Annotated in this window: 8 protein-coding genes; all 8 read left to right on the top strand. The window is 68.2% G+C overall.

Annotated features, from left to right (window positions below; translation table 11 throughout):
• Window positions 1–46 precede the first annotated feature (46 nt).
• Window positions 47–4,075: an amino acid adenylation domain-containing protein gene (locus tag AB0395_RS18415; protein WP_366281989.1), complete on the top strand. Its 4,029-nt coding sequence runs from the start codon at window positions 47–49 to the stop codon at window positions 4,073–4,075.
• 470 nt (window positions 4,076–4,545) lie between these two features.
• Window positions 4,546–5,517: an amidohydrolase family protein gene (locus tag AB0395_RS18410; RefSeq protein WP_366281987.1), complete on the top strand. Its 972-nt coding sequence runs from the start codon at window positions 4,546–4,548 to the stop codon at window positions 5,515–5,517.
• Window positions 5,514–6,485, top strand: a complete 972-nt coding sequence (locus tag AB0395_RS18405; protein ID WP_366281985.1) for an amidohydrolase family protein — start codon at window positions 5,514–5,516, stop codon at window positions 6,483–6,485. The genes AB0395_RS18410 and AB0395_RS18405 overlap by 4 nt, the downstream gene beginning before the upstream one ends.
• A gap of 324 nt (window positions 6,486–6,809) precedes the next feature.
• The gene (locus AB0395_RS18400) at window positions 6,810–8,057 is read left to right on the top strand and encodes a cytochrome P450 (RefSeq protein ID WP_366281983.1); all 1,248 of its coding nucleotides are present in this window, start codon (window positions 6,810–6,812) and stop codon (window positions 8,055–8,057) included.
• 1 nt (window position 8,058) lies between these two features.
• Window positions 8,059–9,147: a methyltransferase gene (locus AB0395_RS18395; protein WP_366281982.1), complete on the top strand. Its 1,089-nt coding sequence runs from the start codon at window positions 8,059–8,061 to the stop codon at window positions 9,145–9,147.
• Window positions 9,144–10,445 carry an aminotransferase class III-fold pyridoxal phosphate-dependent enzyme gene (locus tag AB0395_RS18390; protein ID WP_366281980.1) on the top strand — a complete coding sequence of 434 codons (1,302 nt, stop codon included), beginning with the start codon at window positions 9,144–9,146 and terminating at the stop codon, window positions 10,443–10,445. Before AB0395_RS18395 ends, AB0395_RS18390 begins: the two co-directional genes overlap by 4 nt.
• Before the next feature lie 56 nt (window positions 10,446–10,501).
• The gene (locus tag AB0395_RS18385) at window positions 10,502–11,797 is read left to right on the top strand and encodes an MFS transporter (RefSeq protein WP_366281978.1); all 1,296 of its coding nucleotides are present in this window, start codon (window positions 10,502–10,504) and stop codon (window positions 11,795–11,797) included.
• Window positions 11,798–11,825: 28 nt separating this feature from the next.
• Window positions 11,826–12,500 (top strand): class I SAM-dependent methyltransferase, encoded by a 675-nt coding sequence (locus AB0395_RS18380; RefSeq protein ID WP_366281976.1) that lies wholly within the window; start codon window positions 11,826–11,828, stop codon window positions 12,498–12,500.
• Window positions 12,501–12,511: the final 11 nt, after the last annotated feature.

Below are 12,511 nucleotides of genomic sequence, written 5' to 3'. Positions count from 1 at the left end.
CGGCAGGGGGAAGAACGTGGCGGGAACAAGGTTGAGGAAGCCCGAGGTGAGGGAGCTCACGGCCGTGCGGCCTCGTCCGGCGGCCTTACCGCTTTCCTACGCCCAGCGTCGCCTGTGGTTCCTGCATCGGATGGAGGGGCCGAGCGCCACCTACAACCTGCCACTGGTCGTGCGGTTGCGAGGCGAGCTGGATCGCGAGGCGTTCCTCGCGGCGGTACATGATCTGGTGGCCCGTCACGAGTCCTTGCGCACCTTCTTCGTCGAGCAGGACGGCGAACCCGTTCAGCGGATCGTCCCGGCGGATCAGGCACGGGTGGACGTGCGGTTCACCGAGTGCGGGGCTGACGAGATCGAAGCCACGATGGCCCGGGCCCTCGCGTGCACCTTCGACATCTCGACCGAACTGCCCCTGCGACTGAACGTGATCCAAGCCGGTCCCGCGGAACAGATCCTGGTGATGGTGATCCACCACATCGCGGGTGACGGCTGGTCGCTGGCGCCGCTCAGCGCGGACTTGTCGCTGGCTTACGCCGCCCGGCGCTCCGGGCGGGAGCCGGGGTGGGAGCCGCTGCCGGTCCAGTACGCGGACTACACACTGTGGCAGCGGGAAAGACTGGGAGACTCGCAGGACCCGGCAAGCCGGATCTCCACCCAGCTGGCCTTCTGGCGGGACGCGCTGGCGAAGCTGCCGGAAGAGCTGCCGCTCCCGACCGACCGCCCCCGTCCGGCCAAGGCGACCTACCTGGGGGGCGAGCTCCCGTTCCGGACGGACGCGTGGACGCACATGGACCTGCAGGAGCTGGCGCGACGCCATCGAGCGACCATGTTCATGGTGTTACAGGCGGCGCTGGCCGTGTTGCTGACCCGCCTGGGCGGCGGAACGGACATCCCTGTCGGCACCGCGGTGGCCGGTCGCGACGAAGAGGCCTTGGAGGACCTGGTCGGATTCTTCGTGAACACCCTCGTGCTGCGCACCGACACCTCGGGGCGGCCGACCTTCAGCGAACTCCTGAAGCGGGTGCGCGACGCCGATCTGGCGGCGTACGAGCACCAGGACTTCCCCTTCGAGCAGTTGGTCGAGCACCTGCAGCCAACCCGGTCGCTGTCCCGGCACCCGCTGTTCCAGGTGTTCCTCTCGCTGGCGGTGGGCGAGGCGCCGAACATTCACCTGGAAGGACTCCAGAGTTTTCCCCGACCGGCCGAGACCAACACGGCGAAGTTCGACCTGACCTTCTACCTGAGTGAACGGCACGACGCGAACGGATCTCCGATGGGGCTCGCCGGGACGCTGGAGTACAGCACGGATCTGTTCGAGCACGCGACCGCGGCCGCCCTGTCGGCTCGCCTGTCCCGCCTGCTGGAGTCGGTCGCGGCCGATCCTGACCAGCCGATCGATCAGATCGACCTCCTCGTTCCGGTTGAGCGGCGCAGATTGCTCACCGAGTGGAACGACACGGCCAGATCGTTGCCGCGAGCGAGTGTCGTCGAGCTGATCGAGCAGCAGGTGGGGCGCTCGCCGGACCGCACCGCGGTGATTTCCGAAGGGGGCACGACGAGCTACGCCGAGCTCAACGAGCAGGCGAACAGACTGGCCCGATACCTGCTTGAGCGGGGTGTCGGCCCGGAAGACCATGTGGCGCTGGCGCTGGTCCGCTCCGAGCGGATGCTGGTGGCCCTCCTCGCGGTGCTCAAGGCCGGCGCCGCCTACCTGCCGATCGCGCCCGGTACCCCGGCCGACCGGATCGCCTTCATGCTGGACGAGACGCGGCCGCTCGTGCTTGTCACCGACACCCGCACCACGGACGCGGTGGCGGGATCTCGCGCCATCCAGCGCGTTGTCCTCGACGAGGAAACCACCGTGGCCGATGTGGCCGGACGCTCCGCGGAGAACCTGCGTCCTTCCGATTTGCGGGCACCGGTGACAGCTGAAACCGTCGCGTACCTCATTTACACCTCGGGCTCGACGGGGCGGCCCAAAGGTGTCGTGGTGACCAGGGGAGGGTTGCTGAACTACCTGTCCGACCTGCGGGAACGATTCCCTCTCGGGCCCGGGGATCGGGTGCTGGCGACCACCAACCTCGCCTTCGACGTCGCCGGGCAGGAACTGTACCTCCCGCTGCTCAGCGGGGCGGCTGTGGTGATCGCCTCAACCGCAACCGTACGCGATCCACACGAGGTGGGCGCGCTGATCCGCCGCCACTCGATCAGCTTCGCCTCGGGCACGCCGGGGCTGTGGGAGATGGTAAGGGCGGCGGATCCCGAAGCACTCCAGGGGCTGCGGATCGTGATCGGCGGGGATCGGTTGCCGCGAGGGCTTGCCGAATGCGGGGCACATGTCGTCAACGCCTACGGCCCGACGGAGACGACCGTCTACTCGACCTTCGCATCGATCAGCACGGGCGGGGGAGGACGCCCCGGGGAGCCGCCGATCGGACGGCCGATCGCCAACACCCAGATCTACATCCTGGATGCGCGCCTGCAGCCTGTCCCGGCCGGCACCCCGGGCGAGCTGTACATCGCCGGGGCCGGTGTCGCCCGGGGCTACCTGAACCGCCCCGGTCTGACGGCCGAGCGTTTCATCGCCGACCCCTTCGGCCCGGGCGGCACCCGGATGTATCGCACAGGAGACCTGGCACGGTGGGCGTCCGACGGACAGCTGGAGTTCCTCGGGCGGACCGATCATCAGGTGAAGATCCGTGGTTTTCGCATCGAGCCGGGGGAGATCGAGGCCGCGCTGACGGACGATCCCGGCATCGCCCAGGCCGTCGTACTGGCCCGTGAGGACGAAAACGGAAGCGAGGGGCTGCGGCTGGTCGGTTACGTCGTCCGCGCGGCCGGAGACGGGCAAGAGCGGCCCGCCCCGGACCTCGCCGGGGTCCGGGCACGGCTGGCCGGCCGTCTGCCGGAGTACATGGTGCCGTCGACACTGGTGGTGCTCGACGCCCTTCCGCTGACCACGAACGGCAAGATCGACCGTGTGGCGCTGCCCACGCCCAGCCGCGTTGCCGCCCTTCCCGGAACTCCTGTCCCACCTCGCTCGCGTACCGCCAGAGCGGAGGTCCTGAGTGAGATCTTCGCGGAGGTTCTTGGCCTGCCCGCAGTCGGGGCGGACGACGGGTTCTTCGAGCTGGGGGGCCATTCCATGCTGGCCGTCCGTCTGGTGAGCCGGATCAAGGCCGTGCTGGGAATCGAGGTCGGGGTGCGCGTGATCTTCGACTGCCCGACCGTCACGCTCCTGGAACAGCGCCTCACACAGGGCGGCCCGGCCGGTGACCTCGGCACCGTGCTGGCCTATCGCCCAGAAGGGGAGCGCGCCCCGATCTTCCTGGTGCCCGCGATCAACGGCCTGGGCTGGTGCTACTCGGCACTGATCAGCTACTTGCCGCCGGGCCACCCCGTCTACGCGCTACAGGACCCCCGCCTACTCGGCAGGCGGTCGGCGCTGTCCGTCACGAGTCTCGCGGACGCGTTGCTGAAGCAGATGCGTGAGATTCACCGGACCGGGCCCTACATCGTCGCCGGCTGGTCGTTCGGCGGCGTGGTCGGACAGCAGATCGCCACGGAGCTCGAAAACCGTGCCGAGGAGGTGGCCCTGCTCGTGCTCTTCGACTCCTTCCCGGGCGGCGCGGGCTCCCGGGCCGCGCAGGCCGAGGTGGCGGACGTGCTGCACCTCGCCTTCGGGGGGATCGTCGCGCCGGACTGGAGCGGGCCGGACTATCCGCCGACGGCGGAGATCGTCGAGGTGCTGCGAGAGTCGGGGAACTCCCTGGGGACGCTGGGGGAGGAGGTGATCGAGGATCTCATCTCGATCACCGAAGAGAACATCCGGGCCATGGCCGAACATCGGTCGGGGAGTTTCCGCGGGCCCGTCCTGTTCTTCGATGCCCTGCCGGACCAGGGTCGCGGCGGTCCGGCCTCCGCGGAATGGAGGGCGGTGCTCAAGGGCGCGATCGAGGCGCATCAGATCGAGACCGGACACATCGACATAGTGAAGGCCGACGCCATGCGGACCGCGGGGCCGATCCTGGCTGCCAGGATCGGCGACGCCGATCTGGCAGCCGGGACAGCTGATTGATCCTCTTTGCGAAGGAAGGGATAGGTCTTGTTCCTCTTCGATCGTGGTTTCGCAACCAGAAGGACGCTTCCACACGTGTCGGGCCGCCGACGCGCTGTCCCCGGCCGCGGGCTGCTCCTCGGGCGGGTGAATCCAAGCCCGACAATGGCATTGACTTCTCGTCTGACCCTCTTGTACGGTCAAATCTGGATTAATCACTCAATATTACGATTGTGAACTCTCAATTACGCAGGGATAGGATTGTCTGGCCACGACGGCGAGACTTCTCCACTGCTCTCCGTGTGATACGGAATACGGTTTGCATAAGTGTTCGAGCCTGCCGGTCCGGCCTATGGAATCGCCGATTGCGTGCATAAGGGCACGCTATCCGAAGCAGGTGCTTTTCCATCGCTACGGCTGCCTCTCGAGAGCGCCAGGGGCGTATCGGGTGCCGGGTACCCGCCCGCATCGTTTGTGAGGGAGTGAGCATCATGACAGGCGGCATCCCGGACGTGACCATCATCGACGCGCACGTCAATCTCGCCACGGATCTGGCGATTCCGCGCCTGTTCCTCGAGGAACAGGCGGCCAACATCTACCATCGGCTGGCTTCCTTCGGGCAGTCGGTCAAGCCGGAACGCATCGCCGACCGGCTGTTCTCCCTGCATCAGGATCACGACGGGGACCGTCTCGTCGCGGAGATGGATGCCGCCGGAGTCGAGCAGGCGTTCCTCGTCGCGCCGGACTTCTCCCACGTCGCGGATGTCGCCTTGTCGCCGCCAGAACTCGCTGAACTGCACTACAAGGTGACGCGGCGTCACCCGGGCCGGTTCAGGGTGTTCTGGGGAGTCGATCCGCGGTCGGGCCCCGATGGAGTCGCGCTCTTCGAACGGTGCGTCGAGGAGTACGGTTTCGCCGGACTGAAGCTCTATCCACCCGCCGGCTATTCGCCGAGTGACCGGCGGCTCTATCCGTACTACGAACTGTGCGCGGGCAGGGGCATTCCCGTGCTCAGTCACACGGGTCCAGGCTGGGGCCCGCTTGACTTCACCTATGGCCAGCCATTGATGCTCGACGAGGCGACACGGGACTTCCCCAGGGTGAACTTCATCCTCGGGCACGGCGGTGTCACGCATGTTGAGGAGTCGGCGTACATGTGCCTGCATCGGCCGAACGTCTTCCTGGACATCAGCCAGTTTCCCGGGGTCCTCAGTTCCGACGGGTGGCAGGCGCACCTCAACCGGCTCTTCCAGCTGAGCATCAACCACAAGATCCTGTTCGGGACGTGCTGGCCGTCTTTTCGGATGAGCGCGTCCCTTGAATCCCTGACGAAGGAGTTCAGGGAGGGGACGACCGTCTTCGCCGGGGTCAGGCAGTCCCATCGCAGACTCATCATGGCCGAAACCATCCGGCGTCTTGCGGGTGACGGCGGCATGACGGTCGCGGCGGAGGGGCTCGCATGACCGTCGGCACGAGCGAGGCGGCACCTGTACCGATCTACGACGGTCACTGTCATGTGGCGTCGACCGACTTCATCCCGACGGAGTTCATCGAGGACGTCGTGGGGAATGTGCACCGCCGCCTGGAGGCCGAGGGCGTCGCTCCGCGGCGCAGCCGTCTCGTCGACGCGTACGTCGCTCAGCATCAGGACCATCACGCGGATCAGCTGGTGAAGGAGATGGATGCCTCCGGGGTCGGCCGCGCCGTGCTTCTCGTACCGGACTTCACCCTCAGGATGACCGCGCCGCTCTCGATCGAGGAGATGGCGCGGCGCCACCACGAGATTCGCCTTCGCCACCCGGGCCGTTTCTGGGTGTACCTCGGTGTTGACCCGCGCCGGGGGCCCGAAGGCGTGGACGTTTTCGAGCGTCTGGTCGGCACGTACGGATTCGACGGACTCAAGCTCTATCCGCCGTGCGGATACTCGCCGTCCGACCGCGCCCTCTACCCCTACTACGAGGTGTGCGCGGCGTTGTCGCTGCCCGTCTTCCTGCACACGGGCCCGACCGCGGGGAGTCTCGACTTCGCGCCGGCGCACCCGCTGAATGTGGACCAGGCCGCGCGGGACTTCCCGCTGGTCGACTTCGTGCTCGGCCATGGCGGTGTCACACATGTGGACGTCGCCGCCTATCTCGCGGCCTTCCGGCGGAACGTCTACCTCGACATCGGGGGTTTCGCGGGCGCGGCGACGCCCGGCGGCTGGCCGGCCCACCTGCGGCACCTCTTCCGTCTTGGCCTCAACCATAAGATCATCTTTGGGACCGACTGGCCGCTCAACCGAATGTCCGGCGGACTCGGGCGTTTGATCGAGGAGGTCGTCCACGGCCCTCAGGTGCTTGCCGGTCTTCCCCATAGGGAGCGCGCGCTCATCCTTCACCGCAATCTCCTGCGTGTCCTTCCCGCTCGAAGCAGACCCGTTCCCGTGTCCTGAAACGGTGAAAGGAACCGAGATCCCAGTCGTCGATGAATTGTCGTTCCGCGCCGTGCGGAAATGAGTGCGTGAAGTATTCACGGCCTTTGTTTGGTAGAGAGGTATCGGTGTGGCGTGTGGTTCTTCCATGCCTTTCTCGTCCGGGATGACTGCTCCTCGGATATCGGCGTCTTCGGCGCGACGGACTGGTTGCGAAAATGACTTACGGAGCGAAATCAAGGGTAGATCCCGATAGTTGTTTTCCGTATTATGAGCATTGGTCCGGTCGGCCGGATTGATCGATGGAAACGACAGGTGAAGCCTGGACGGGGGAGATCGAAGACGGTGAGCTGGCGCAGTCCCGCATGGACGGCCGGGGGAGCGGGCCTCGATCTCGCAGATCCGCTTTTCTACACCGGCGGCCAATATCTCGACGTGTGGCGCGAGGCCCGCCGCACCCATCCGATCGCCTGGTGCGAGTCCGATCGCGCCGGAGGTTTCTGGTCGGTCACCACGCATCGGCTCGGCAGCGAGGTGGTCAAACAGCCGAGCAGGTTCGGCTCCTCGCTCGGCATGAGGCTCGGCGGCAACGCGGCCGCGGTGCAGGCCGCGTCCGGCCGGATGCTCGTGGTGTCCGACGGGGCGGAGCATCGGGCACTCCGTACCGCCCACGCATCATGGTTCAACGGGCGTGCGGTCGCGGCGCTGCAACCCGGGCTCGAACGGATGGCCGACGATCTCGTCCGGACGCTCCTCGAACGCGGTGGAGCGTTCGACGCCGTCGGTGACCTCGCGGTCGTGATCCCGACGTGGATCCTGTTCGAGATGATGGGCGTCCCTCCTGCTCACCGCGACGAACTCGCCCGTTTCATCGCCGTCGCGTTCGACGACACGGACTCCGGCCCGGCCGCGGCCTCGGCGCGTACGGCGGCGCACGCCGGCGTCTTCGCGTACTTCGCCGAGCGGCTCGACGAGGGCAGGCACGCCTCGGGCGACGACATGGTGACGTCGCTGGCCCAGGCGACCGTGAACGGCAGGCGCCTGTCCGATGAGGAGGTCATCCTCAACTGCGACGGCCTGATGAACGGCGGGCTCGAGACGACCCCGCACGCGATATCCGGCGCGCTTCTCGCGTTCATCCGGTATCCCGAGGCATGGCGACAGCTGAAAGAGGATCCCGGCCTGATCGACAGCGCGGTCGAGGAAATCCTCCGGTGGACCTCTCCTGCCCTGCACGCGATGCGCACCGCGATGGCCGACTCGACGCTGGGGGCCGCCCAGATCCGCGAGGGCGACCGCGTCGTCGTCTGGTTTCCGTCATGCAACCGTGACGAGGAAGTGTTCCCGGAGGCCGACCGCTTCCTGATCGGCCGTCGGCCCAACCCGCACGTGAACTTCGGCGCCGGGCCGCACTACTGCATCGGCGCCGCACTGGCGCGGATCGAACTGCGCTGCTTCCTGCGTGTCCTGGTGCGACGCGTTTCCACCATCGAGCTGGCCGGTGAGGTCGTGCGGCAGCGGTCGAACTTCCTCCACGGCCTGGAACGACTGGAGGTCAACATGGTCCCGGAGCCGCACGGTGAGGAGATCTAGCGTGCGACAGGTGAACGGCGTCCGTCCGGAGGCGGAGGCGGAGACCGAGCCGATCGCCGACATCCGCGCGCTCTTCGACATGTACCAGATCGGTGTCGCGTGGCACTGCGTGTGCGCCATCAGCAGGCTCCGGGTGCCCGACCGGCTCGTCGGCGGCGCCCGCCCGATGCCGCTGCTGGCAGCCGAGGTCGGTGCCGACGAGGACGCGTTGCGCCGCGTGCTGCGGCTGCTGTCCAGCCACGGAATCGTCGCCTTCGACCCGGTGGCGGACGAGGTGTCGCTCACCGGACGCGGGCGTCTGCTGTGCGCCTCGCATCCGATGTCGCTGCAGGCGACTTTCGCGACGCTGGGAATCTCCGACGTCGCGCACGCACTGACCGAGACGCTGGTCACCGGCCACGCAGCGGCGCCTCACGTTCTTGGCACCGGCTTCTGGGAGTACCTCGCCTCGCAGCCGGACAAGCAGACGGCCTTCGGCGAGGCAATGGTGGAGCAGGCGCAGCTGCTGTCGCTGCCGTGCCTGCCGCTGCTCGACTGGCCCGCGGGCGGCGTGGTCGTCGACGTCGCCGGTGGCATCGGCGTCCTGACCGCCGGAGTGCTCGTGGAAGAGCCCGAGCTCGCGGTGGTTCTCGTCGACCAACCGCACGTCCTGACCCTGGCCGTTCCGTACCTGGAAAGCCAAGGGGTGATCGACCGCTGCACGCTCCATCCCGGTGACCTGTTCGTACCGCCGCCACCGGGTGATCTGTACCTGCTCGCGCGGGTGCTGCACGACTGGGACGACGCCAGTGCCGTCCGGATTCTCCGTGCCGTCGCGAACGGGGCGCCACCTGGCGCCCGTCTCCGGCTGTTCGAGGACCTGCTTCCCGAACACGGTGTCCCCTCGCCCCAGCAGAACTGGAGCGACGTCGCCATGATGGTCCTCTACGAGGGGGCCAAGGAGCGCACGCTGACGGAGTATCAGCGGCTGCTGGAACGCGGCGGATGGCTGTTCGAAAGGGTCGTCACCGGCCCGCCTGGCATGAGCGTGATTGAGGCGAGCCGGGGCCGGACCCCGGCCGGACCGGACACCGGAGAGGTGGAACCTTGATCGATCCTGCCGACTACCCGCTCTGGAACAGCCCCACGATGGGCGCGTACCTTCGTATGCTCAGGCCAGGGAACATGCTGGTCGAGGGGCGCGGCACGCGAGTACGCGACCAGAGCGGCCGCTGGTTCCTCGACGCCCGCTCCGGACTGTGGAACGTCACGCTGGGATACGGCCACCAGGCCGTCGGCGAGGCCGTCAAGAGGCAGGTCGACACCCTTCCTTACGCCAACCTGATCGGGTACGGGCGCCCCAGCGCGATTTCCGTCGAGGCGGCGAACGCGCTCGTGCCGCATCTTCCCGCCACGATGAACAAGATCCGATACTGCAGCAACGGCGCGCAGGCGGTCGAGACGGCGGTGCTGCTCGCCCGCTTCCTGCACCGTGTGGACGGAGCGCCCGACCGCAGGGCGGTGTTCGGCCTGTGGAGCGGCTACCACGGTCTCGGAGCGGCGGGGGGTGCGCTCACCGGCATGCCGTACGTGCACGACCAGTCCGGTCCGCTGCTGCCCGACGTCGAGCACGCCCCCGGCCCGTTCACCGCCGGGCAGCCCGGCGAGGCCGGGGACCTCGAACGGCTCATCACCTCCTACGGCCCGGAGCGCGTGGCGGCGGTGGTCGTCGAACCGGTGGTGGGCGAGGGCGGCCATGTACTGGCCGATGAGTACCTGCACGCGCTCGCGGCGTTTTGCCGGGGCCACGGGATCTACTTGATCATCGACGAGGTGACGACCGGGATGGGCCGTACCGGCGCGTTCACCCGAACCGGGCAGGTCGGCGTCCAGCCGGACATGCTCACCCTGGGCAAGGGCCTGAGCGCCGGGTACGCGCCCCTGTCGGCCGTGGTCCTGTCGGACGCGGTCTACGAACGGATTCTCGGTCTCGACTACGACCAGAAGTTTCTGATCGGCTCGACCAACGACGGTCACCCGCTCGGGCTGGCCGCCTCGATCGCCGTGGTGGACGCGCTGACCAACGACGGCGTGCTGGAGAACGTGAAGCACCGAGGCGCGGAACTGCACGCCGGCCTCGTCGCGGTGGCGGAACGGCATCCGCACGTGAGCGCGGTGCGTGGCACCGGCCTGATGTACGCCGTCGAGGTGGCCGGGCCGGAAGGCGAACCCGCCCACGAGGCGGCCTCGAGCTATCTACGGCTGGCGATGGAGGACAGGGGAGTCCTTGTCTCCGCGCTCGCGATGTGCCCGGCAATCATGATCATCCCCCCGCTGGTGATCTCAGAGGATGACGTGATCCAGATCGTGACGGCGCTCGACGAGGCACTGGACGAGGTGAGCCCGTGAACTGACACCAGGATGGACGAGGGAGTGGACACCGGAGCGGATGGGGGAACAGCACAATGAGGCTCGGTCTCAAACCGGACTCGGTGGTCCGTAACCGGTCGTTCGCGCTGCTGTGGTCGGGCCAGTCGTTGTCACTGCTCGGCACCCAGATCACCCTCGTCGCGCTGCCACTGACCGCCGTCGTCGTCTTGGACGCGACCCCGATGCAGGCCGGTGTCCTCGGATTCCTCGAACGCCTGCCGTATCTCCTGTTCGCGCCGCTCGTCGGTGTGCTCGTCGACCGCAGGGAACGCCGGCCGCTGCTGATCGGCTCCGACTGGGTCAGGGCTCTCCTGCTGGGCTCGATCCCCGTCTCGTACGGCCTCGGGCTCCTGTCGATGGGGCAACTGTTCGCGGTGGCGTTCGTCGTCGGCACGATGACGGTCGTCTTCGACGTGTCGTACCAGGCTTTCCTGCCCGGCCTCGTGGGGCGTCAGCACCTCGTCGAGGCGAACGGCAGGCTGCAGATCTCCGAGTCGCTGACCCAGGTCGCGGGTCCCGGTCTCGCCGGCCTGCTGATCGGCGTGCTGAGGCCGCCGATCGTCGTCGCCGTCGACGCGGTCAGCTACCTCGTGTCCGCCCTGTCGCTGCTGGGAGTCAAGCGGGACAAGCGTCCGGAGCCGCACGCGTCCGGGCCCGTGCCCTCGGTGCGGGCCTCGCTGCGGGAGGGCCTGAGTATGGTGGTGCGCCATCCGATCCTGCGCTGGGCGATGATCGCCGGGGCCGTCGGGAACTTCTTCTTCGACGTCCTGACGGCCGTGTTCTTCCTGTTCCTCATCCGCGACGCCGGCATCGGCTCAGGCGGAGTCAGCCTGATCATCTCGGTGGGGAGCGCGGGGGCGCTGTGCGGCGCGCTCTGCCTGGGGCCCGTCACGCGTTTCTTCGGCGTCGGGCGGTCGTTGCTGGTGTCCACCGCGCTGCCCGGGGTGGGCGTGCTCGCTCTCGCGGCCGTCCACGAGGGCGGTATCGGGCTGCCCGCCGCCGCCGCGGCGAACTTCGTCGTGCTGTTCGCCGTTCCGATCTACAACGTCACGATCATCACCCTGCGGCAGGCGGTCACGCCCGACCACCTGCTCGGCCGGGTGGTCGCCACCGTGCGCATGGTCTCCTGGGGGGCGCTGGCGCTGGGCTCGCTGGCGGGCGGGGCGCTGGGCGGCTGGATCGGGCTCCGGGAGACGGTGCTCGTCGCCGGCGTGGGACTGTTCGTTCCCGCGGTGATCCTCTGGTTCTCGCCGGTGCGTCGTATGCGTTCGGTCCAGGAACTCGCCGACGAGGAGCCGGACGCCTCACCACAGGCCGCCCGTGCCGAGTGATCGGCGACGAGGCGGGAAGGGAACGACCATGAGCACCTATCTCGGCTCCGGCCCAGGCGAGATCACACCGGACGGCTGCTCCGTGGAGTTCTACAGTCTCCTACCGCCGATGGGCGAGCCCGCGATCGTGCACGCCGCCGTGCCCGCCGACGCGTCGATCCTGGAGCTCGGCTGCGGGACCGGCCGGATCCTGCGGCCCCTCGCGGAGCTCGGGCATTCGGTCCTGGGCGTCGATGAGTCCCCCGCCATGCTCGCCCGTCTCCCGGAGCTGCCGACCGTGCGCGCCCGGATCGAGACCCTGCGGCTGGAGCGCGTCTTCGACGCTGTCCTGCTCGCGAGCACCATGCTCAACACGGAACCGGCCCAGCGGCGCGCCTTCCTCAGGACCTGCCGCCGGCACGTCGGCCCCCAAGGGGTCGTCGTCGTCCAGCAGACCGAGCCGAGCTGGTTCGACACGGTCGAACCCTCGGCGCACGAGCACGACGGCATCCGGCGGGTGGTCAGGGCGGTCCGTCGCGACGGGCCACGTGTCGACGTCGTCATCGACTACCACGTGGACGAGCGGACGTGGACGCACGCGTTCAGCCGCCACCCCGTCGGCGCGCGGGAACTGGCTGCCGATCTGGCCTCCGCGGGGTTGCGCCTCGACCGCTGGCTCACCGACGACCACACCTGGTTCACCGCCCGTCCGGAAACCGGATGATCGATCCGCCG

Origin of the sequence: Streptosporangium sp. NPDC051023, assembly GCF_040689595.1 — a bacterium.
Taxonomy (GTDB): Bacteria; Actinomycetota; Actinomycetes; order Streptosporangiales; family Streptosporangiaceae; genus Streptosporangium.
Note: the sequence above shows the minus strand (reverse complement) of the source record. Positions and strands in the feature narration are given on the sequence as shown.